Below are 21,617 nucleotides of genomic sequence, written 5' to 3'. Positions count from 1 at the left end.
AACAATTTAACAAGCTAGAAATTCCCCTCAAGTAGTGGTCTTATAACGGCTTGAGGGATAAAATAATAACTATAATAAAAGTATAATTTATAAAGGGAAATGACTTTGATTCGCTTGTGGCGCGCTAAACACAACAATCGCCTAGTGCTTACGTACGCGTTGGCATCGGGATACGTGTCGCTGGCAATCGCTGAATTTGGCGACAATGACCCTGAACATGCTCCTGCCTTAATTGTTTCTGATCATATCGAAGTGATTAATAGTGACTTTGCAGCCGCAATTCGCGAGTTGTCCAATAGGTATTCGCGCTATACCAAAGGTAGCCCAATGGCAGTAGTTATTTTGGGACCATCGGTATATCAGAGCGTGCAGTTAGAACGACCAAACCTTCCAGTCGAAGAAATTACTCAGGCATTGCGCTATAACTTGCGCGATTTAGTGTCGTTGCCGCCAACCGATATTGTTGCGGATTATTATGATGCACCTGTGCAACTGGCAGGACAGGACAAGATTAATGCGATTGTGGCAGACCGCAAGGTGTTGAAACCGGTGTTAAATGAGATTCACCAGGTTACCGAAAATATTCTTGGCATTTTCTCTGAAGAACAAGCTATCGCACAGTTATTCACTGACCAAAACGAGCCAGCGGTAGTGGCTTACCAACATGATCTAGAGCCAGCATTATTGCAGGTTTATGCGCAAGGCAAGCTGCAGGTGAACCGTGTGGTTCGAAGTCTTGAGCAGCTCTCGCTGTTAGGCGCCGATGAAATCGACCTTGGCGGAGCATCGCCACTGAGTGTCGAAGTTCAGCGCTCGGCCGACTATTTTGAACGCCAGTTACGACAACGCCCTATTCGCGAGCTTATTATCGCTGTTGGTTCCAAGCATCGTCAAAGCATCGCCAAACAGCTGAATCAAGACCTAGGGCTCGAGTCGCGTTGGGTTGAATACCCTGAATGGGCCCGAGAGCTAGCCGTGGGCGACTTTTCTGATTTCCCAGTGCTTGGTGGTGTGATGTTGGCGCAGCGCTTACGAAACGCAAAGCAGGTCGCCGCATGAAGCATTTAGCGAACCTGTATTTAAGTGAGCTTCAGCCAAGTCGAGAAAAACTTACGTTTAACCGTGTTATGGGCGCGACCGCGGCACTGCTGGTTGTTGCCGTGGTGCTGGGCATCAGTATGCACTTATGGGCAAGTCAGCAGCAAATTAATACGCAGCGGGCGGCTCATTCATTAAGCCAAGCCCAGCAGCAACTCGCAGCGAAACAACAACAGTTGCGCGCGGCAATGAATAATCCAGATGTTGAGCAACGCATTGAGCAAACAGAGTTACAGCTGGGCCAACGCCAACGATTGCTGCAGCAAATGCAGCAGATTACCCAAAGTGGGCAGGTTAGTTTTGCAACGTTACTCAATGAACTCGCTCAAGCCGACGTTGAAGCAATTTGGCTACAACGTATTCTTGTAGCAAACAGTGAACTTACTTTGCAGGGCAAAACCGCGAATGCAAGTGCACTGCCGTCGTGGCTTGCGAGCTTTTCGAACTATCCATCATTAAGTGGTCGTCAATTTGGTGTGTTTGAACTGCGCGATAATGCTTCATCAGGCGTATTAGATTTCACCGTGGGCAGTTTGCAACACAGCAGCTTAATGAGCAGCCAGCCAAGTCGTGGCGCAGGAGCAGCGCAATGAAAGAACAATGGCTGCAGTGGAAAAATAAATTTGAGCAGGTTGATGTAAAACGCCGCCGCATTTGGTTTGTGGTTGCGTTATTTCTAATCGCGTATTTAGGTTTTTGGTTTGGCGTGCGCCCAGCGCTTGAAGTCATTCAAACTGAGCGGACACAACAGCAGCGTCAACACGTGTTAATTGAACAAATCGAGCAGGAAGTTGCCGCAATTAATACACGCTTAGCCGGTGATCCTCAGGCGGCGCAAAGAAGTCGATTGGAACAGTTGCAGCAACGTTTGGTGCAAGTGAACCAACAACTGAATCAAGAAGCAAATTATGTCAGTGCTGCGGATAACCGCGCGTTATTGAAGGCTCTGTTGAACCAAGCTCGCGGAATAAAAGTTGTTGCGGCGCAAGCGTTACCTGCGGAACAAGTCTACCAGGACACCGAGACTGCCGACGCTGCAATTTACCGTCATCGATTACAATTGGTGGTTACCGGGAATTATTTTGCGCTTGCGAACTATTTGCAGCAACTTGAACAATTAGATTGGTCGTTTTATTGGCAGCGTCTGGATTATAAAGTTCTGCAGGCGCCAGAAGCTGAAGCAACAATTGAAATATATACCATTAGCTTGGAGCGTGATTATGTGGCGAGTTAATTGCACGGCGCTACTTATTCTGATGGTACCTATGCTCTCGTATGCCCAGGCTTTAAGTGATCCAACTGCTCCGCCACGCGTGATTGAACGCAGTGAAGCAGGGGAAAGCTCGACGCAACGCTTAAAATTACAATCAATACAATGGATAGGTACGGAGCGCTCAGCATTGATCAATGGTGAACGGCTTTACCCAGGTGATAAATTGAATAGTTATACGGTTGAAACAATCGAAATGAGTCAGGTGACCTTGCGCGACCAACGAACCAATCAGTTAATAACTTTGCGCCTTTTTGGCTTCGCAAAACAGCGTGTCAGTCCGGCAGCGAGGAGCGGTTTATGATAAGAGCGGGTAGCGTTGCAGTGGCATTAATTGTACTTGCTGCTTGCGCGCATCATCCAGAGCGGAAGCCGATTGAGGCGCAGCAAGCGCTGCAAGAGCGCGGCAATGTACGCGCGAATTCCGAACGCCCGCCGTTGCCCGACTCGGTGCGTGAAAGCTTAGTAAACAATAGTGCTACACTGCGCAATGCCAGTGCGCAACTATTGGCAGAACCCCGCTTTTCGATTGCCGCAAACGACGTACCTGCAGCTGACTTTTTTGCAGGCTTGACCACAGATTCACCCTATAACATCGTTGTGCACCCTAATGTTTCTGGCACAATTACTGTGAACCTTAAAGATGTGACGCTAACTGAAACACTTGACGTTATTGGCGACATTTATGGCTACGACGTACGTAAAGAACGCAACATGATTCGGGTATTTCCAGCTGGCCTTCGCAGTGAAACCATAGCCTTGGATTACTTAGCTTTACGCCGCATGGGGTTGTCTCAAACCAGCGTCAGTTCTGGCGGTGTTAAAGATAGCGATCGTAACAGCAACAGCCAGTACGGTGGCAATAACAATAATAATCTCTTGGGTAATCAGGGCGGTGTAAATAACAACCCAGCTTCGCAAAACATGAATGGCATGCAAACGAATGGTTCTTCCATTAGTAGCTCGTCTGAAACTGATTTATGGAGCGACTTAAAAGCTATCCTAGAAGGGATTGTTGGTACTGGTGAAGGTCGGCGTGTGGTGGTAGCACCGCAAGCGGGCTTAGTAACCGTTACTGCGTTGCCGGCAGAGTTAAGGGCTGCACGCGAGTTTTTGGAGTCAGCTCAACGCCGATTGCAACGTCAGGTTATCTTAGAGGCCCGCATTGTCGAAGTTGCGCTCAATGATGATTACCAACAAGGCATCAATTGGAACGATCTATTCACAGCAGGGAACTCCGTAGGTTCAATCAGCATGAGCGGTTCTGGCGTATCTGCCGGTAGCGTTGGCGGTGTATTTGGTATGACCCTGAACGTGGGCGACTTTACTGGTGCGTTAAACTTGCTGCAAAGCCAAGGTAATGTGCAGGTGTTATCGAACCCGCGTGTTAGTGCAGCAAACAACCAGAAAGCGGTGATTAAAATTGGTGAAGATGAATATTTTGTTACTAATGTATCAACCACGACAGTTACGGGCACCGCAACAACGTCGACACCGAATATTGAACTGACGCCATTTTTCTCAGGTATTTCATTAGATATTACCCCGCAGATTAGTGAAAACGGTGACGTGATTTTGCATGTTCACCCGTCAGTAGTTGAAACCACCGAACAAGAAAAAGTGGTGAAGCTGAATAATGACACCTTTGTGTTGCCGCTGGCGCAAAGTAATATCCGTGAAAGCGACACCATCGTTAAAGCGCGTAACGGCGAAATCGTCGTACTTGGTGGTCTGATGCAAACCTCATATAGCGACAGTGAATCGAAGGCACCACTACTCGGTGATATTCCGGTACTTGGCAACCTGTTTAAGAACAAGCGCCGTACGGAGCAGAAAAAAGAGCTCATCATATTAATTCGCCCAACCGTTATCGGTGCAGAAACATGGCAAGACGAACTCGACCGTTCAAGTGAGATTTTGAAGCAATGGTACGGGAACTGAGGCCGCTATGTATCAAAAGCATTACGGCTTAACAGAACTGCCATTTACGCTAACCCCGAATACCAGTTTCTATTGTGACTTAGAGGGGCATCGCGCGGCATTAGAAGTTCTGTTAACAGCGCTTGAAACAGGTGAAGGCTTCATCAAAGTTGTTGGTGAAGTGGGCACAGGTAAAACGCTGTTATGCCGAAAGCTTTTAAACGAACTTCCTGACGAGTATGTGACCGCTTACATACCCAATCCATTTTTAACTCCTGAAGAACTCCGTGCGCAAGTTGCACGCGAATTACAAGTTGATATCAGCGATGCCAGCAGCCAGCAGTTAGTTACGCAAGCGATACAACAAAGGTTGTTGGAAATTAACGGTGAAAAACGCACCGTGGTGATTGTACTGGACGAAGCGCAAGCGCTACCGAGTGACTCTCTTGAGGCTTTACGACTGATTTCTAACCTAGAGACGGAAAGTCGTAAGCTATTGCATATTGTGTTGTTTGGACAACCTGAACTGAATGAACGTTTAGCTGCCCGGGAACACCGGCAATTACGTCAGCGCATTTCATTTAGCTACTACTTGCAGGCCATGACCGTTCATGAACTGGCACGGTATATTTCGCACCGACTGCATATAGCGGGCTATAAAGGCGCGCCTATTTTTAACGGCAGGGTTGTTACCATGCTGCACCAAGCGAGCCGAGGTATTCCACGGTTGGCAAATGTGTTGTGCCATAAAACATTGTTGCTGTGCTACGGCGAAGGTGTTTATCCAGTAACAGCGAAGCATGTTCGCATGGCTGTTGATGACACCGAAGATGCAACCTTACCGAAATCTAGATGGCCGTGGTGGCTCGCGGCTGGAATTATACTAGCTAGCCTTGCAGCTTATGGTTATAGCCAAAATTGGCTCGTGGAGGCTTGGTCGTGAGTGTGATTAACCGCATGCTACGTGACCTCGACGAGCGGCAGCAGCAGATCAAGAATCAAACCTACACACCAGCTGCCGTTGCGCCTCAACCCATTCATTGGCTATGGATAGTCGCGATTGTAGTTATCAGTGCGGCGGTGATTGTTGGGACCTTAAATTTATGGTGGATGTACTCCGACAAAGCGACGCCAAACGAGGGCGAGCAAATTGTTGACGTGCAATCAATGCCAAACCAGCCGACTTCAATCGCAACATTACCTAAGTCTGAGTCAAAACCTGAGCCACAGCCTGTAAACAAAGAGCCAGTGAAGCCGGCGGATGAAACCCCAAAGCAAGCCCAGGCGATTGTGGATGTTCGCGCGCTTGAGCAAATTCAAGAGCAAGCCGCCGAGGCCGAGCCAGCACAACAACAGCCAGCACAACAACAGCCAGAAAAACAAGAACCAGTAGCGGTTGCGAAACCTAAACCCAAGCCTGAACCCGTAGAAAAAGAAAGTTCGTTTGCAGTCACCCGTGTTCAGTTGTCACCGACTGAACTGGCTGAAGCGAATTTAGCGAAAGCGCGCGAAGCCTTGGCAAAGGGTGAACAATCACGTGGCCAAGAATTGCTGGAAAAAGCACTGATGGTAAAACCCGATCATGTCATTGTCCGGTCGGAATTAGCTGCTTATTGGTACGGCCGCGGCATGGCATCACGAGCGCTGACATTATTGCAGCAGGGGCTGGATATGAAGCCCCAGCAAAGTGAGTGGCAACTATTATACGCGCGCATGCTGGAACGTATTGGGCGTGTTGAACAAGCTTATACGGCATTAATCACAATTGATTCGAACGCCGCCGAAGTGCAGGAATTGTTAAAATTGCGAGCTGCTGCTGCCACCCAGTTGGGCTATTTCAGCGAAGCTGCTGCGGACTATACGGCGCTCGCTGCTGAATATGGCGAGCAGCGTTGGTGGCTAGCGGCAGCAGTTGCTTATGAAGACGGCGACAATATTGATGCTGCCGTACGTTGTTATCGGCAAGCCTTGCAATACCCTGAACTCGGCAATGATGCGCGCGCTTATATTGAACAGCGCTTAAATGTATTGGAGGGCTACTAACATGCGCCCACGCTTAAAAATGCGTCTTGGTGACTTACTCGTTCAAGATGGCATGATTAGTGAAAACCAATTACAGCTAGCACTGGCTGATCAAAAGCAAAATGGCCGTAAGTTAGGTGTCACACTCATTGATTTAGGCTTTATTGCAGAACACGATCTGCTCGAGTTCTTAGCTCGCCAGCTTAACATTCCGCTGATTGAGCTCGGCGATCGAAAAATATCCGAGCAAGTTGTCAATTTAATTCCCGAAGTGCAGGCGCGTCGGCATCGCGCCATCGTGATTGAAGCCGATGATAAAACAGCATTGGTCGGCATGAGTGACCCAGCAGATTTAGCCGCTGTTGATGCGATATCTCAATATATTCAACCACGTGACCTAAAACTTGCGGTAGTTCCAGACGCTGACTTGCTGGAGGCGTTTGACAATTTATACCGCCGCACCAAAGACATCGCCCAGTTCGCAAAAGAGCTACAGACAGAAACCCAAGACGGTGCCGAATTTGATCTGGGCGCATTGTCGTTGGATGATGACGACGACGAAGCAACCGTTGCCAAACTATTGCAATCAATATTTGCCGACGCAGTTCAAGTACGCGCATCAGATATTCATATCGAGCCCGATGATCGTGCATTACGTATTCGGATGCGCGTTGATGGCGTATTACAAGAAAACGTATTGACCGAAACCAATATCGCTAATGCATTGTTGTTGCGTTTGAAGCTGATGGCTGGGCTCGATATTTCAGAAAAAAGGTTGCCGCAAGACGGTCGATTCAACATAAAAGTGCGCGATCACAGTATTGATGTGCGGGTTTCGACCATGCCGGTTCAGTTCGGCGAATCGTGCGTTATGCGTTTACTTGATCAATCCGCTGGGCTGTTGCATCTTGAGCAAACCGGCATGCCCGACCACATATTGCAGCGCGTTCGGCGGTTGATTCATCGTCCCTATGGTATGTTGATTGTGACTGGGCCAACCGGCTCGGGTAAAACCACGACTTTGTACGGCGCACTCAGTGAGCTGAATCAAGCCGAGAAAAAAATAATTACCGTTGAAGACCCTGTTGAATATCGATTGCCGCGAATATCTCAGGTGCAAGTCAGTAGTAAAATCGGCTTAAGCTTTTCTAATGTGTTGCGTACAGCGTTACGCCAAGATCCTGATGTGATCATGGTGGGTGAGATGCGTGATCACGAAACCGTAGAAATAGGTCTTCGTGGCGCAATTACCGGTCACTTAGTGTTAACGACATTACACACCAATGACTCCATTACCAGTGCCCTGCGACTTATCGACATGGGCGCAGCGCCGTATTTGGTTGGTGCAGCGTTGCGTGGTGTGTTAGCGCAACGCTTGATTCGACGCGTTTGTGAAAATTGTAAAGTTGCCGATAGCCCTGAGCCTGCAGAGTTAACTTTGTTGCGGCGTATGGACGCAAGTATTCCAGCCGATGGTTCGGGTTTTGTGCGCGGCAAGGGCTGCCGTAGTTGCAATCACACTGGCTACAAAGGCCGAATTGGTGTGTTTGAATTACTGGAAATGAACGAAGCCATGATTGATGCGTTACGTGACAGTAATATGCGTGAATTCGCCCAAGCTGCCCGTCAGTCAGAAGGTTTTAAACCGCTCGCAAGTGTCGCGCTCGAATATGCGCGTCAGGGTGTAACATCACTTGATGAGGTGTTATTCCTGGCCGAAACAGTTGAAGAGAAAGAATTGCGGATAACACCGCCGACGGTGGAGGGGCTAGATGGCTAACTTCAAGTATCGCGGTCGTGACAATGGTGGAGCTATTGTTCAGGGCACCGTAGAAGCAGCCAGCGAGGGCTCTGCCGCAGAAACGTTGTTGCGTCGCGGCGTAACACCTCTTGCGATACAGCCTGATAGCATAGCTGCAGAGACAACGCCGAAACGAAGATTGTTTGAACCGCGTATTAGCAGTTCTGATTTGATTGTGTTTACGCGCCAAATGTACGCATTGACTAAAGCAGGTATCCCGCTGCTGCGAGCTATCGATGGCTTGGCTGAAAATACCAGTAACCGCCGGTTTGGCAAAATATTAAAAGACCTTGTTGAGCAGTTAGAACGTGGGCGTCCACTTTCTAGTGCCATGGCATCGCATCAGCGCGTTTTTCCGCGACTGTTAGTGGCGATAGTTCACGTTGGCGAAAACACAGGTGAACTTGAAGGCGCTTTTTTACAGCTTTCCGAATATTTAGAAAAAGAACAAGAAACTCGCAAAGCAATCAAAGCCGCCATGCGTTATCCAACATTTATTATGATGGCGCTGGTTGCCGCGGTTGTCATCATTAACATATGGGTGATTCCGCCTTTCGCACAAATGTTTGCCAATTTTAATGTGGATCTGCCGTTGCCAACCCGAATTATTTTGGCCACATCAAACTTCTTTGTGAATTGGTGGCCAGCCATGTTAGTGGTTACTGTGGCGGCCATTGGCGCCGCCATAAATTATGTAAAAACCGCCGCAGGAAAATTGAAGTGGGATCATTGGAAAACCCATATGCCCGTGGTTGGCGACATTATTATGCGCTCGTTACTGGCACGTTTCGCCCGCACCTTTGCGGTTATGTTGCAGTCCGGTGTACCACTGACACAAGGTTTAGGTTTAGTTGCCGAAGCAGTTGATAACTCGTGGATGAGTAAACGTATTAATGACATGCGACGGAATATTGAGCGGGGCGAGAGCCTGACGCGTACGGCCCGGAGTAGCGAGCTATTTACGCCTTTGGTATTACAAATGATAGCTGTTGGCGAAGAAACTGGCCGAGTCGATGAAATGTTGTTTGAAGTTGCAGGCTACTATGAGCGTGAAGTGGACTATGATTTGAAGAGCTTGACGGCACGAATTGAACCAATCATGTTAGTATTTGTTGCGATTATAATAACTGTTATGGCACTCGGTGTATTTTTACCGATGTGGGAGATGATGGACGCTTATCGCGGCCGTTAAAATCAACAAATAAACTACATTATTGAATAACCATTAATCTTTGCGTGGTTTCTCGATAAAAATGATAATAAACACACGGGGAATAAGGGGTGCAAGCAGTGCAAACTAAAACAACAACTAACCAATCTGGCTTTACCCTGATTGAATTGATTATTGTAGTTGTCATTCTTGGTCTGTTAGCAGCCTCAGCTTTGCCGCGCTTTACCAGTGTGACAGCTGATGCAGAAGACGCAGCCCTAGAAGGTGTTGCCGGTGGTTTTGCCAGTGCGGTAGGCCTTGTGCGTGCCGAATGGGAACTGCGCGGACGCCCGCAAGGCAACGTTGATGGTGCTGGCGCTGTAGTTATTATGGACGGCATCACCGTGAATGTTGATGGCAGCACCGGTTACCCCGTCAGCGGTGACGACAACCTCAATGCTCATGACTTAAATATTACCGGCGAAGATTGCCGCACTATGATGCAAGCAATTTTGCAAGGTGCACCAACCGCCACCACCAGTTTTACACTGTTGGGTGAAAACCGTTACTACGTAACCCGCGAAAGTAACGGAACCAATGATATTTGCGTATACTACTTAGCAAATACCATTAAAAACTTGGCGTCTGCGCCAAGTGGCACCGACTATCTATCCGTCGGTAACGTGTTTGTTTACAACCCACGTACCGGTGGGGTAAGTATTTTTAGCAATAATTAATAGATACTTTTGGGAATACTCCTACTTTATTTAAAAGGGAATGCGTTATGAAAGCACAAAAAGGTTTTACACTGATCGAACTGATCATCGTTATCGTGGTACTCGGCATCTTAGCCGTTACTGCCGCACCACAGTTCTTCAATTTCTCAAGTGACGCCCGCGAGTCGACGCTGAGCGGTTTAAAAGCATCAATGAATGGTGCATCTGATCTAGTATATGGCAAAGCTGCCATTGCAGGCGTTGAAGGTGATGCAGATGATGGCGCGGCAACGCCTGGCTACGTTGTTGTTGACTCTATCGACGTTGTTTATGGCTATCCGGCAGCAACTGCTTCTGGTATCACATCAGCATTGAATATCGAGGTTGCTGATTGGGATATCGCGTATACCGACAACGCAGACATTGGGGTAACTGCAAACGTGGTTCGTTTTGCACCAGCAGGTACCACACCAACAGCTACCTTCGACGCGGCTAATCATACTACAATTACTGAGTGCTACGTTGAATACACCGATGTTGTTACAGATGGCGCACGCCCAACAATTACTATTGTTACAACAGGTTGTTAATTCGTGTTGAGAGAAATAAAAAAAAGCGCCTTCGGGCGCTTTTTTATTGCCTTTTGTTTAACAACGAACAACGAATAACGAATAACGAACACCCATCAATTCCCAACCCGCTCCATCCAGAAAATCACTCGATCATTACCGCGATACTGGCCAAAGCCGGCAGTCGCACGAGGAAATCGATGTCCGTCGCCGTCTTCGTCCAACCAAGGGTACTCCAACCAGCTGTCCGTTTGATATTCAAATAGAAACTCACCCGTATTATTGGGCGGTGTTGGCGCAGACCACAGAAGATTCCCAAGTTGCAATTCACCCAGCAACAAATCGCTATCGATACCTGCAGCACTTGTTGCTAAGGCATTTGGATTGTCGATAATATTCAGTGCAGTCGATGTGGTTGCTGTACAAGAGTCATCGCCATGAAGAGTGAACCGTTGGCCGTCAAAATATTCACTGCGCATAACAACGGGTAAAGGTTCGTCTTCAGGGCCAAAAGTATTTTCAAGAACCATTCTACCGTAACGTAAATCTAAAGAGCCGTTCAATGCGGTGGCATTGCCGGATTGAGTGACTAAAGAAGCGCTTGCAAAGGCTCTATTATCTTGTTCATTTAGCACGCGTAGGCCCAGGCGCAAATTCGGATAGGGACCATCAGCGGCCTCATCAAGGCGGCGGTTAAACTGCACTGATGGCGTGATGGGGACCGTGTATTGTCCAGCCACCCATGTGCTCGTTATTGGCGCGACTAAGCGGGTTGAAAACTCATCGCCCACAGTGTCTTGCGGCGTGGTGTGTGCGGCCACAAGTTCAAACGCTGCAGTTCCTACGTAATTGGCACTGTTGTAATTGCGTGTTAAGACGCCCGCAGTATTCACTGCATCAATGGTATACGCAACGCCAATTGTCGGCTGCCCCATGTAACTAAAATTGCCTGTAGGGCAACTATTGCTAACACTCGATGAACTTAGTACAAAGCGGTCAGGATAAAATCGCCCGATAGGGCTGGCGAGTCGATTGAATGCATCGCCGGCGCCTAAATAACTATCGGCACCTAGTCGTGCGCGTAAATTAACCGTGCCAGCTTCACGCCAAACGGCACCAGTCGTTCGCTTAGCACCAGTGTAGGTTGGGTCTATAGTGAACGGATTGGTTATCGTGAGTTTACTTGCATTGCTCGACGGGTCAGCCGGAATTGGATAGGCCATCGAGTCAAACTCTGCGAGTACATTCGCTGAGATGGCTTCCTGGCCAAAATTAGGAGTGGGGTTACCAGCAGCATTGAGCGACTGAACTATGAGTGTAAACGGCTCACCAGCTGCCGTAAAACCTGCTCCCGTGTCGGTCGTTGCTACCCAGATATTTTCTAAGTCATCAAGTGCGGCTGTCACTAATGTATGCGGACGCACGATAAAATCATTTATACTGGTTCCGGTTAACGTGACGTCAGGGTCACCGTTGCCGGCATCTTCGGCTAAATCGAGTTCTGCGTGTAAGCGCAATTGGCCGACGTCGGTATAATTTGCTGTCAACAGCGCTGTTCCGGTATTGTCGAAGCTCACGGAAATCGAGCTAGTGGTTATGGCAGTGCCGTTATTATTTAACGGAATGGACGTGCTATTGAGCGAGAAGTTCTGACCGGCCTGACACGTCAGTGGGTTGGTGCATTCCAAGCCAAAATTGACAGACTGATTGCCTTCAATACGAGCAATACAGGCGCCCGTGGTGGTATTCGTTTCCACGGCCCGTAACGCCAGGGTGAAATCATTGCCAGCAAAGTCGCTCGGTACATTACTGATGCCGTCAGCTGCCGTAATAATCAAACCCGCAGAGACAAACTCAACCGCACATGATGTTGGTGTCACCCCCGACGGGTCATAACACTGCACAGGTTCGGTCGCTGCGGGCACCGCATTCGTTAAGCTAATAGCGGTAAACCCTCCACTCACATTACGTAGGCTAGCGTTGCCCGTTCCGTTCAAAAACTCCCAGTTTGAACTTTCGGCAGTGGCACTCACCACGGCGCCACCTTGCCATGTACTTCCGGTACCACTCGCCGTTGCAGTGAACGCTACAGCGTCATCATAAGTTTCGGTGCAGTCATTGTTGGCACAGGCTATAACTTCTACCGTGGCGGCTAGGCAGCTGACTTGCCGCACTGGATGTAAAATACGAAAATGGTCTACGGCAGCAGGCTCTGGAGTGCAGCCTGCGGCGTCGTTTACTTCACTTTGTACTGCGGGTGTGTACGAAATGTTCGTATTACTACCTAAAGTGATAGTTCCGGCTGTTAACGCACCACCTTGGAAGTTTGTATTATTACCAAAATTGATATCAGTGGTTTGATATGGGCTATAAATAAGGCCATTAAAGGTAAACTCCGGGCAATTATTGCCACTATTGCAGTAGTTACCAATAACAAAGTCAGCACCTTCATAGAGGTAAATAACTAGGTTGCCAACATTTCCTGTACTGTTAAATGAGATATCATTGCCACCAAATACACCATCACGAATAAACAACCGCACCGGGCCAGCAGGAACAATATTTATTGATGTATTATTGCCTAAGTCCATGCTTTTAATGAAGTAATCTCCCGGACCCAAATTCAGTGCGTTTGAGTTGGTCGAAAAAGTAATTTGTTCAATGTAGTAAGTGCCCCCCCCCGCAGTTGAAGAAGTAGCGTTGGCACCCTGGGTATGGATAGTTCCGTAAGTTCCGGGGGCTAGGTTGGTCGCGTTTTGCTGAGTTCCAGAACCGGTAAACACCGGAAATGTTGCGGGTTCTAATGGCGGAAACTCAAGATCAACGGTATCGATGCTGCCTTCTGGAGTTGGTGTATTACCGCCGGTACCCGTTTCATCGACGATGTCGTTATTGTTAATTTGTGAACCACCGCCGGCATTAAAGCCGTTTCCACCGACAACTCCGAAATCGGCAAGATCGTTAAATAATGAACAGCTATCAGGTGGAGGTGGGGTGCTGGGGTCGCAGTTTGGTGGTGTTGAGCCAGCACCCGCGTCACAAAATGTTGTACCGCCCACATTGCCGCCATTGTTTTCAACAGTCGGGGCCGAAACATCGCCACTAATGGTGCCCTGCCAATCAATTTGAATTTCCGTAGTGGCGGTCGCATTACCGGTAATGTATGCATTGCTGGCTTCTAATTGAATGAAGTCAGCGCTGGCGTTACCGGTTATCCCTGAGCCGTTGCCAATGATGATGTCTTGAGTTGCGTTAACTGTGCCTTGAATGTTGCTGTTTGATGCCAAAATGAGCACATTCTCGGCGCTTACGTTACCGTCCATTGAGCTGCCACTGGCTAACGTAAACGTTCCTGTTGCCGTGACATTGCCAGTTATGGTTACTGGCGAATCTGTGGTTACGTCGGTACCGGAAATGTTGCCATTAATGACATGGCCGCTACCAATAGAAATAGTACCGGAACTTGTAATCGGGCCACTAAAAGTTGAATTATCAGCGCGCAATACGATTGAATTGGTTCCGGTAATGGCACCTGTTATATTATTTTGACCATTGATATCAATGCTATCCGATGCATTCAGCGAACCATCAATTGTATCCTGATAGCTGGTGATGATTTGGGTGGCGGTTAAGTTACCGGTAATTTGGCTTAGCCCACCCGTGGTAATTTGCACGGCATTCAAATTCCCGGTAATGGAATTTTGATAGCCAAGAGAAATATTGCCGGTTGCGGAAAAATTAACGGTCCCCGAGAATTGAAAACCTGTGGTGATGTTACCGCTTGCAGTAATGGTTAACGGAACACCGCTTGCGCCCACCAAAATAGAAGCACCGTTTAGATTAACATCACCCGTAACCTCAATGATGGTTTTGCCATCCGTGATAAGGGTATCACCTGCTTGCAGCACTAACCCATTACAGGTGACATTGGTGTTGTTTTTGGCGGTACATCCGGGCGGTACGTCCCAATTGTTCCCGCCACCAGAAAGTGTATACGTCTGCGCTAACGCAGCACCGGAAGTTAACAAAAGAAGCAAGCTAAGCGTCGTCTTAATAAACCCCATCACTTGCCTCCAGCATTATTTCCTTGGAATAGGTCATATCCCCAACTGCGCAAATTCCTTCAGCAACGATACGAAAGTGCTCCCCGGAATAAGGGTTACTTAACACCGCTTTATCGCAGTAAACGGTTGTTGAGCAATTTGTCAGCCCATTAATTGAAAACACTTGCTCCGCCCGCGCCACAGCAGGCGGAGCAGCGGTTCGAACCGCGCATAAGCTGCTATTAACCGGTGCATCGTGCGGAAACAGCTCCACCAAAAATAATTCTGCACCAGTACGCGCTGCCGCTTGCGCGCGAGCACCATAAACTTCACTGACCGTAGCGCTGCTGGAGTCACCCAAAATGCGTACCATGGCTGTGCCGATTAAACTCATGACGACGATAATGAACACCGCGACGGCTAATGCTGCGCCGCGTTGATGTCTTGGGCTTGATACTCGTGGTTTAGGGAACATTCGGTATATGCACCTCATGTAACAGTTGTAGCGGTTCTTGGTCAGCGGTTCGGCTAAAACGCCAGTCAACTTGCACTAAATTATTGCGTTGCAAGGTTGCCTCAAATTGATAAAACGGAAATTCATTAGCCCCCAAATCATTGAATAAATTTTCAGCCATCAGCTCGGCACTGGTTGCAGCACTTACCTGCAGCGCATTCAACGATGGTTGGGTTATGGTGAGGCCGTAGCCCGCGTAGCGAAACAGCGCATTGCGCACATCATCGTAGCACCAACTGACCGGCTCACCACCGATGTAATAACGGCGAGCGGGGCTTTCAGCACCAAAGAACGACGGATTAGTGCTGTATTCAATCTCAACCACATTGTCTTGTGCAGGTGCGACAGGGCTAATATTGGTGACCACCTTTCTGCGCTGGTTTGATCCCCCATAAATATAGCTGCTGTTGGTGGCATAAACGAATAAATAGCCGCCGACCAGCGATTGGCTTGTGGTGGGTGCAATTGCAATAAAAGGGTTATTGCCCGTCGAGCCCGGGCGTGGAATATCCAAGTATTGGCTACTGGCAAGTATGGGTATAAATTCCACACACCGTTGGTTGTCGGTTATGCTAACGCGTACACTTCGAGGTACCGAATTACGCAACTCAGAGGCCAGTCGGTTAACGGCAAAACGAGATTGAGAAACCAATTGATCACGCTCCGCGGTATCGCGAAATATCTGAGCGCCAAAGCCTAAATAATTAAAGACGAACAGCCCTGTTATTGCTAAAAGAACAATAACAATAATCAGTTCGACCAGCGTGAAACCTCTATTACGTCCCATCAATAGTTCCCTCGTATCGATGTAAACGTGAAGGTTTGGCCGAACGATGTGGTTACCGACACCTGAATGCGCTTATATAAGCTGACAGCGCCCTGACACACGCCGCTATCATCACTGTAGCAAATGTCGATGGCGAAGCTAAAGCCGACATAGCGTGCGGCAATGTCGTCACCCAAAGCATCCTCTAAAGCTGGGTACGTTATCTCTAATTGATGGTAATCATCTACGTCATCAAAATCTTCGCGGGGCTCACCGTCAGGGCCCAGGTTGGCTGGGAGGGTGCAAGACACCGCTCCAACCTCACCACAGCGCGTTGCGCCACCTTGCCGATCACTATTCTCATCAAATGACTTGCCACTTATTTCATCAATAAGGGCCTGGCCAAGCGCCGCTGCACGCACTTGCAAAAGTGGCTCAGCGCTGCGCTGCGCTTGCGGAAACACGAGTACCGTTAGTAGCACAATAGACATACTCAGCACGACGATGCCGATTATAATTTCGATCAGCGTAAAACCTTGCTGATTTTCGGTACTGCCATTTTGCTTTGGCGAATCGCGCAGCATGGACAAACTCCGAGGCTTCTACTTTTCTTATAATTTGTTGATATATTGTTCTGTATACTACACTTTTTTCGTTTACACTGCATATATATAGTCAGTCATAGCAAGTGAGTGCAATCAGACCAATATGCAGAATATTATCGCCTGCAAAAATGTAAATAATCAGCAAGGCTTCACGCTTGTAGAGCTGATTATTGTTATTGTATTGGTTGGTATTTTGGCCGTTACGGCTGGGCCTCGTATTTTTGGTTCAGGCGGTGTTGATCAAGTAGTTACCGAAAGGCAATTGCTAAGCTTGTTGCGGCTACAGCAACAGCAGGCCATGCAGGACGTTACCAGCCGTTGTTACGGTGTTACGTTCAGCAGTACGCAGGTTGCGCCCTATGACTGCGGTCAGCCCGTGAATGCACAACGCTTAATCAATCTGCCGAGTGACAACACGTTGACCGTTGTTTCGAGTATACTAGGTGCTACGTCTGAACTGCGATTCAACGCGCTTGGATGCCCAGTATCTGTGAACCATGCAACCGCCGCCGAAAACTGTGGTCAAAGCAGTGTCGAAATACAAATAGCAGGGCCCAACGCCCGTAACCTTTGCATTCAAAGCCAAGGTTATATTCGCGTAGGCAGTTGCAGCTAGAAACAACCGATAGAACGCGCTTGCCCGCGCGGTGTCAGCTTGGTAAAGTTACACGGTTATTCAGTCCACCAAATTACGAGTAAGGGAACATCCCCTCATGTTTAAGAAGTTACGCGGCATCTTCTCAAACGATCTATCGATCGACTTGGGTACAGCAAACACACTTATTTACGTTAAAGACGAAGGTATCGTGCTGAACGAACCTTCAGTTGTGGCGATTCGGCAAGAACGCTCAGGCGGCCCCAAAAGTGTGGCGGCAGTCGGTCACGCGGCGAAACAAATGTTGGGTCGTACGCCGGGTAACATTAAAGCAATTCGGCCAATGAAAGACGGCGTGATTGCTGACTTTTATGTGACTGAAAAAATGCTGCAGCACTTTATTAAGAAAGTGCATGACAGCCATTACTTTCGTCCAAGTCCGCGAGTTTTAGTTTGTGTGCCATGTGGTTCAACGCAAGTTGAACGCCGCGCCATTCGCGAATCAGCGCTTGGTGCTGGCGCCCGCGAAGTCTATTTAATTGACGAACCAATGGCTGCCGCAATTGGTGCAGGGTTACCTGTATCCGAGCCAACCGGTTCTATGGTAGTGGACATCGGTGGTGGTACCACTGAAGTCGCGATTATCTCATTAAATGGTGTGGTGTATTCTTCGTCGGTTCGTATTGGTGGCGACAAATTTGATGAAGCCATTGTTAATTATATACGCCGTAACTTTGGTTCATTAATCGGTGAAGCCACGGCTGAACGAATTAAGCACGAAATTGGCTCGGCCTTCCCAGGTGAAGAAGTGCGCGAAATTGAAGTGCGTGGTCGTAACCTTGCTGAAGGTGTACCGCGTTCATTTACCCTGAACAGCAACGAAATTTTAGAAGCATTACAAGAACCGTTAATGGGGATTGTGAGTGCCGTCATGGTTGCCTTGGAGCAATCACCACCAGAACTCGCGTCTGACATTTCTGAACGCGGTATGGTCTTAACAGGTGGTGGCGCATTATTACGTGACCTTGATCGCTTATTGATGGAAGAAACTGGAATTCCAGTAATCGTTGCTGATGACCCGCTGACTTGTGTTGCTCGTGGCGGTGGTAAGGCACTCGAAATGATCGACATGCACGGCGGTGACCTGTTCAGTTATGAGTAAGCGACATCATGAAGTCGCTATTTGATCGAGGGCCCAGCCTTCTTACAAGACTGGTGCTGGCGCTTATCTGCGCTGCCACAGTGATGTTCTTAGACCACCGGCTGAATACCATGCAGCCGGTGCGTTCGTTTTTATCTACCCTTGTTGCTCCCGTTCAATACCTCGCTGTGTTGCCTGAAGAAGTGCTGGACCGTCTGGTTTATTTGTCGACAACGCGCACCACGTTGCGCGAAGAAAATAAGGCTCTAAAACAAGAGCTGCAAGAACTGCAAATGGCTGTTCAACGTTTAAACTTTTTAGAAAACGAGAACGATCGGTTACGGCAATTGCTAGACTCGGAAGTGCGAGAGACAAGTCGTCGCATGGCCGCCGAAGTGGTGGCAGTGGCAACTGACCCGTTTTCCCATCAAGTGGTCATTAACAAGGGCAGCGCTAACGGCGTTTACGAAGGCCAGCCGGTGCTCGATAACCGTGGCATTGTGGGACAAATTTTAAGTGTCGGCCGTGGTACTGCGCGCGTATTACTCATTTCTGATCAAAGCCATGCTATTTCTCTGCGTGCAGAACGTAACGACATTCGCGTACTGGCACGTGGTACCGGCGACCTGCAGCGGCTTGAACTTTTATTTATACCGCACTCAAGTGAACTTGAAGTTGGCGATAAGTTGATGTCGTCCGGCTTGGGTGGGGTATTTCCTGAGGGGTATCCGGTCGCAGAAATCATCGAGTTTGATCGTGACGAACGTTTACAATATGCGCGCGTGGTGGCACAACCCTTTGCGCAATTAGATCGCATTCGAACGGTGTTGTTGCTGTGGCCAAGCAGCGCAACAGAACAACCGGTTTATGATGAAAAAGAGGGTGCAGATAATGTGGATTAAATCTGGATTGCTGCCGCTCTTAGTGAGTTACCTAGTGGCTTTAGTGCTCATGGTTATGCCAATGCCCGCGTTTTTAGAAGCTTGGCGACCAGATTGGTTAAGCCTGGTGATTATTTATTGGGTCATGGCATTACCGCACCGGGTGGGTATGGGTACCGTACTTATTCTCGGGTTGATTGCTGACATTTTGATGGGCTCAGTGTTCGGTATTTATGCCACTGCGCTATTAATTATGGCGTATCCTGCTATTCGACACTTTCAACGTATTCGTAATTACTCATTTACCCAACAGGCTTTAATCGTGGCAGTGTTGGTTTTGGTAAAGCGGGTGTTGGTCTATGAACTTGAACATGTATTGAACGATGCAATGTTTCATGGCTCTTACTTATATCCAGTGATTTCGTCAGCCATAGCTTGGCCCTGGGTGTATTTGATTTTACGTAAGTACCGGAGGCATTATCTTGTCCGCTAAGACACTAGCACTGGCATCGGGCTCACCACGCCGGTTTGAATTGTTGCAGCTATTAGACCGGCCCTTCTCTGTGGTGCGGCCGCAGGTTCCTGAGCAGATTCAACCGCATGAAACGCCGTTAGCTTATGTGCAGCGCTTGGCGCTAAGTAAAGCACATGCAGGTGCACAGCTTTGTGATGCAGACACGTTAGTGCTCGGTGCCGATACCATAGTGATGTGTGACAACCTAGTGCTCGAGAAACCGCATGACTATCAACATTTTGTGCGCATGATGAAGATGCTTTCGGGTAAAACACATCAGGCCGTGACGGCCGTTGCTGGCGTGCTCAATGCCATTGAAGACACGGTAGTAAGTTGCGCCAATGTTACCTTTAAAACCCTGTCGGAAGCTGAAATTGAAGCTTACTGGCACAGTGGCGAACCGCAGGACAAAGCTGGTGGCTATGGTATTCAAGGGCGGGCGTCTAAATTTGTGACGCATCTAGAAGGTAGCTATTTCGCTGTGGTGGGATTACCCATGTACGAAACCGAACAGTTAATACAAACCATTGAGGGGCGCGCATGAGTGCAGAAATATTGATGAACGTCACGCCCACAGAAACTCGGGTTGCTTTAATTGAAAACGGAATTTTGCAAGAAATACATATTGAGCGGCAAGCCAAACGCGGGCTTGTTGGAAATATCTACGTAGGCAAGGTTTCACGCGTGTTGCCTGGTATGCAGGCAGCTTTTATTGATATCGGCTTAGACAAAGCTGCTTTTTTGCATGCATCGGATATTGTCACGCAGCTGGAGCAAGCCGAAGACATCGCGCGCGGTACATTACCGACGGCGGATATTGCACAACTCGTGCGGCCAGGGCAGCAGATTTTGGTGCAAGTGGTGAAAGACCCTCTTGGCACCAAAGGCGCACGCCTAACCACGGATATCACTATTCCATCACGCTACATGGTTTTAATGCCGCAATCTCCGCATGTGGGCATTTCGCAGCGCATTGAAGATGAGCAAGAGCGCGACCGCTTAAAAAAAGCCGCGATGCCTTATTGCGACGGCGACAGCGGTTTTATTGTGCGCACCGCTGCAGAAGGTGCTGCGGATGATGAACTGCAGCGTGATGCTAAATTTTTGCGACGCTTATGGGACACCATTCAAGCGCGCCGTAAAGGCATGCGCAAAATAGGCTTGGTTTACGAAGATTTAAACCTATCGTGTCGCATATTGCGCGACTTTGTCGGTGAACAAATTGAACGCATTCGTGTTGATTCGCGGGTTACTTATGACTTGCTTAACGAGTTTGTGAAAGAATTTATTCCGGAGCTCAGTGATGCGTTGGAATACTACAGTGGCGAACGGCCGATATTCGATTTATTTGATGTCGAAAATGAAGTTCAACGCGCGCTCGACCGCAAGGTTGAATTAAAGTCCGGCGGTTCCATTATTATCGACCAAACTGAGGCCATGACCACCATTGATATTAATACTGGTGGTTTCGTTGGGCACCGTAATCTGGAAGAAACAATTTTTAATACCAACACCGAGGCGACACAAGCCATTGCGCGACAACTGCGGCTGCGCAATCTTGGCGGCATTATTATTATCGATTTTATAGATATGCAAAACGCGGATCATCGCCGGCGTGTGCTTCACAGCCTCGAGCAGGCGCTAGGCAAAGACCGCGCGAAGACCTCAATCAATGGTTTCACTTCATTGGGTTTGGTTGAGATGACGCGAAAACGCACCCGGGAGAGTCTGGAGCACGTGCTGTGCTCAGAGTGCCCGGTATGCGGCGGACGCGGATCTATGAAGACCATTGAAACCGTGTGTTATGAGGTAATGCGCGAAATTGTGCGGGTTAACCGTGCCTATGCAGCGGATCATTTTGTGGTCTATGCATCGGCAGCGGTCACTGAAATGCTGCTTAACGAGGAATCACATGCTCTGGCTGAACTTGAAGTGTTCATAGGAAAACAAGTCAAAGTACTGGTTGAACCTTTGTACAATCAAGAGCAGTTTGATGTGGTAATGATGTAACT

The 21,617-nt window shown here is 48.5% G+C and carries 21 protein-coding genes; 17 read left to right on the top strand and 4 right to left on the bottom strand.

Annotated features, from left to right (window positions below):
* The first annotated feature begins 99 nt into the window (after positions 1-99).
* From ACN0UY_RS06550 to ACN0UY_RS06500, 11 genes are all read left to right on the top strand, one after another.
* Positions 100-1,059 carry a hypothetical protein gene (locus ACN0UY_RS06550; RefSeq protein ID WP_417665876.1) on the top strand — a complete coding sequence of 320 codons (960 nt, stop codon included), beginning with the start codon at positions 100-102 and terminating at the stop codon, positions 1,057-1,059.
* Positions 1,056-1,691, top strand: a complete 636-nt coding sequence (locus ACN0UY_RS06545; RefSeq protein WP_417665875.1) for a PilN domain-containing protein — start codon at positions 1,056-1,058, stop codon at positions 1,689-1,691. The genes ACN0UY_RS06550 and ACN0UY_RS06545 overlap by 4 nt, the downstream gene beginning before the upstream one ends.
* Positions 1,688-2,332: a hypothetical protein gene (locus ACN0UY_RS06540; protein ID WP_417665874.1), complete on the top strand. Its 645-nt coding sequence runs from the start codon at positions 1,688-1,690 to the stop codon at positions 2,330-2,332. Before ACN0UY_RS06545 ends, ACN0UY_RS06540 begins: the two co-directional genes overlap by 4 nt.
* Entirely contained in the window at positions 2,319-2,672 is a 354-nt protein-coding gene (locus ACN0UY_RS06535) for a hypothetical protein (protein ID WP_417665873.1), read from the top strand. The genes ACN0UY_RS06540 and ACN0UY_RS06535 overlap by 14 nt, the downstream gene beginning before the upstream one ends.
* The gene (mshL, locus tag ACN0UY_RS06530; RefSeq protein ID WP_417665872.1) at positions 2,669-4,309 is read left to right on the top strand and encodes a pilus (MSHA type) biogenesis protein MshL; all 1,641 of its coding nucleotides are present in this window, start codon (positions 2,669-2,671) and stop codon (positions 4,307-4,309) included. The genes ACN0UY_RS06535 and mshL overlap by 4 nt, the downstream gene beginning before the upstream one ends.
* Positions 4,310-4,316: 7 nt before the next feature.
* Positions 4,317-5,231: an ExeA family protein gene (locus tag ACN0UY_RS06525; protein WP_417665871.1), complete on the top strand. Its 915-nt coding sequence runs from the start codon at positions 4,317-4,319 to the stop codon at positions 5,229-5,231.
* The gene (locus ACN0UY_RS06520) at positions 5,228-6,331 is read left to right on the top strand and encodes a tetratricopeptide repeat protein (protein ID WP_417665870.1); all 1,104 of its coding nucleotides are present in this window, start codon (positions 5,228-5,230) and stop codon (positions 6,329-6,331) included. The genes ACN0UY_RS06525 and ACN0UY_RS06520 overlap by 4 nt, the downstream gene beginning before the upstream one ends.
* Before the next feature lies 1 nt (position 6,332).
* Complete coding sequence (locus tag ACN0UY_RS06515; RefSeq protein ID WP_417665869.1) at positions 6,333-8,090, top strand: GspE/PulE family protein; 1,758 nt, start codon at positions 6,333-6,335, stop codon at positions 8,088-8,090.
* Positions 8,083-9,303 carry a type II secretion system F family protein gene (locus tag ACN0UY_RS06510; protein ID WP_417665868.1) on the top strand — a complete coding sequence of 407 codons (1,221 nt, stop codon included), beginning with the start codon at positions 8,083-8,085 and terminating at the stop codon, positions 9,301-9,303. The genes ACN0UY_RS06515 and ACN0UY_RS06510 overlap by 8 nt, the downstream gene beginning before the upstream one ends.
* 98 nt (positions 9,304-9,401) lie before the next feature.
* Entirely contained in the window at positions 9,402-9,998 is a 597-nt protein-coding gene (locus ACN0UY_RS06505; protein ID WP_417665867.1) for a type II secretion system protein, read from the top strand.
* A gap of 47 nt (positions 9,999-10,045) precedes the next feature.
* A complete protein-coding gene (locus ACN0UY_RS06500; protein ID WP_417665866.1) occupies positions 10,046-10,567 on the top strand; it encodes a type II secretion system protein in 522 nt (173 codons plus the stop codon).
* A 95-nt stretch (positions 10,568-10,662) separates the two neighbouring features.
* Here ACN0UY_RS06500 and ACN0UY_RS06495 read toward each other — a convergent pair whose 3' ends face one another.
* The 4 genes from ACN0UY_RS06495 to ACN0UY_RS06480 are packed head-to-tail and all read right to left on the bottom strand — an operon-like array spanning position 10,663 to position 16,453.
* Positions 10,663-14,610, bottom strand: coding sequence for a DUF6701 domain-containing protein (locus tag ACN0UY_RS06495; RefSeq protein WP_417665865.1), 3,948 nt, complete (start codon positions 14,608-14,610; stop codon positions 10,663-10,665).
* Positions 14,597-15,064: a hypothetical protein gene (locus ACN0UY_RS06490; RefSeq protein WP_417665864.1), complete on the bottom strand. Its 468-nt coding sequence runs from the start codon at positions 15,062-15,064 to the stop codon at positions 14,597-14,599. The genes ACN0UY_RS06495 and ACN0UY_RS06490 overlap by 14 nt, the downstream gene beginning before the upstream one ends.
* On the bottom strand, positions 15,054-15,890 hold the full coding sequence (locus ACN0UY_RS06485; protein WP_417665863.1) for a PilW family protein: 837 nt from the start codon (positions 15,888-15,890) through the stop codon (positions 15,054-15,056). The genes ACN0UY_RS06490 and ACN0UY_RS06485 overlap by 11 nt, the downstream gene beginning before the upstream one ends.
* Positions 15,890-16,453 (bottom strand): type IV pilus modification PilV family protein, encoded by a 564-nt coding sequence (locus ACN0UY_RS06480; RefSeq protein ID WP_417665862.1) that lies wholly within the window; start codon positions 16,451-16,453, stop codon positions 15,890-15,892. Before ACN0UY_RS06480 ends, ACN0UY_RS06485 begins: the two co-directional genes overlap by 1 nt.
* A 124-nt stretch (positions 16,454-16,577) precedes the next feature.
* Between ACN0UY_RS06480 and ACN0UY_RS06475 the strand changes: the two genes are divergently transcribed.
* The 6 genes from ACN0UY_RS06475 (at position 16,578) to rng (ending at position 21,615) form a co-directional block, all read left to right on the top strand.
* Positions 16,578-17,090, top strand: a complete 513-nt coding sequence (locus ACN0UY_RS06475) for a type II secretion system protein (protein WP_417665861.1) — start codon at positions 16,578-16,580, stop codon at positions 17,088-17,090.
* 97 nt (positions 17,091-17,187) lie between these two features.
* Positions 17,188-18,231 carry a rod shape-determining protein gene (locus tag ACN0UY_RS06470; RefSeq protein WP_128352190.1) on the top strand — a complete coding sequence of 348 codons (1,044 nt, stop codon included), beginning with the start codon at positions 17,188-17,190 and terminating at the stop codon, positions 18,229-18,231.
* Positions 18,232-18,239: 8 nt separating this feature from the next.
* Positions 18,240-19,112, top strand: coding sequence for a rod shape-determining protein MreC (gene mreC / locus ACN0UY_RS06465; protein WP_417665860.1), 873 nt, complete (start codon positions 18,240-18,242; stop codon positions 19,110-19,112).
* Positions 19,102-19,584, top strand: a complete 483-nt coding sequence (gene mreD / locus ACN0UY_RS06460; protein WP_417665859.1) for a rod shape-determining protein MreD — start codon at positions 19,102-19,104, stop codon at positions 19,582-19,584. The genes mreC and mreD overlap by 11 nt, the downstream gene beginning before the upstream one ends.
* Positions 19,574-20,149, top strand: coding sequence for a Maf family protein (locus ACN0UY_RS06455; RefSeq protein ID WP_417665858.1), 576 nt, complete (start codon positions 19,574-19,576; stop codon positions 20,147-20,149). Before mreD ends, ACN0UY_RS06455 begins: the two co-directional genes overlap by 11 nt.
* Positions 20,146-21,615 (top strand): ribonuclease G, encoded by a 1,470-nt coding sequence (gene rng / locus ACN0UY_RS06450; protein WP_417665857.1) that lies wholly within the window; start codon positions 20,146-20,148, stop codon positions 21,613-21,615. Before ACN0UY_RS06455 ends, rng begins: the two co-directional genes overlap by 4 nt.
* The last annotated feature ends 2 nt before the right edge of the window (positions 21,616-21,617 follow it).

The organism is Pseudidiomarina sp. (assembly GCF_048268165.1).
Taxonomy (GTDB): Bacteria; Pseudomonadota; Gammaproteobacteria; order Enterobacterales; family Alteromonadaceae; genus Pseudidiomarina.
The sequence above is the reverse complement of the archived record's forward strand: the minus strand, read 5'-3'. Positions and strand labels throughout refer to the sequence as shown.

Excerpts from the sequence above, each read along its gene's own strand:
- ACN0UY_RS06475 (WP_417665861.1), top strand. The coding sequence starts at position 16,578 with ATGCAGAATATTATCGCCTGCAAAAATGTAAATAATCAGCAAGGCTTC.
- ACN0UY_RS06535 (WP_417665873.1), top strand. The coding sequence starts at position 2,319 with ATGTGGCGAGTTAATTGCACGGCGCTACTTATTCTGATGGTACCTATG.
- ACN0UY_RS06470 (WP_128352190.1), top strand. The coding sequence starts at position 17,188 with ATGTTTAAGAAGTTACGCGGCATCTTCTCAAACGATCTATCGATCGAC.
- ACN0UY_RS06550 (WP_417665876.1), top strand. The coding sequence starts at position 100 with ATGACTTTGATTCGCTTGTGGCGCGCTAAACACAACAATCGCCTAGTG.
- ACN0UY_RS06480 (WP_417665862.1), bottom strand. The coding sequence starts at position 16,453 with ATGCTGCGCGATTCGCCAAAGCAAAATGGCAGTACCGAAAATCAGCAA.
- ACN0UY_RS06490 (WP_417665864.1), bottom strand. The coding sequence starts at position 15,064 with ATGTTCCCTAAACCACGAGTATCAAGCCCAAGACATCAACGCGGCGCA.
- mreD (WP_417665859.1), top strand. The coding sequence starts at position 19,102 with ATGTGGATTAAATCTGGATTGCTGCCGCTCTTAGTGAGTTACCTAGTG.
- ACN0UY_RS06545 (WP_417665875.1), top strand. The coding sequence starts at position 1,056 with ATGAAGCATTTAGCGAACCTGTATTTAAGTGAGCTTCAGCCAAGTCGA.
- ACN0UY_RS06515 (WP_417665869.1), top strand. The coding sequence starts at position 6,333 with ATGCGCCCACGCTTAAAAATGCGTCTTGGTGACTTACTCGTTCAAGAT.
- mshL (WP_417665872.1), top strand. The coding sequence starts at position 2,669 with ATGATAAGAGCGGGTAGCGTTGCAGTGGCATTAATTGTACTTGCTGCT.
- ACN0UY_RS06495 (WP_417665865.1), bottom strand. The coding sequence starts at position 14,610 with ATGGGGTTTATTAAGACGACGCTTAGCTTGCTTCTTTTGTTAACTTCC.
- ACN0UY_RS06500 (WP_417665866.1), top strand. The coding sequence starts at position 10,046 with ATGAAAGCACAAAAAGGTTTTACACTGATCGAACTGATCATCGTTATC.
- ACN0UY_RS06525 (WP_417665871.1), top strand. The coding sequence starts at position 4,317 with ATGTATCAAAAGCATTACGGCTTAACAGAACTGCCATTTACGCTAACC.
- ACN0UY_RS06485 (WP_417665863.1), bottom strand. The coding sequence starts at position 15,890 with ATGGGACGTAATAGAGGTTTCACGCTGGTCGAACTGATTATTGTTATT.
- ACN0UY_RS06540 (WP_417665874.1), top strand. The coding sequence starts at position 1,688 with ATGAAAGAACAATGGCTGCAGTGGAAAAATAAATTTGAGCAGGTTGAT.
- rng (WP_417665857.1), top strand. The coding sequence starts at position 20,146 with ATGAGTGCAGAAATATTGATGAACGTCACGCCCACAGAAACTCGGGTT.
- mreC (WP_417665860.1), top strand. The coding sequence starts at position 18,240 with ATGAAGTCGCTATTTGATCGAGGGCCCAGCCTTCTTACAAGACTGGTG.
- ACN0UY_RS06510 (WP_417665868.1), top strand. The coding sequence starts at position 8,083 with ATGGCTAACTTCAAGTATCGCGGTCGTGACAATGGTGGAGCTATTGTT.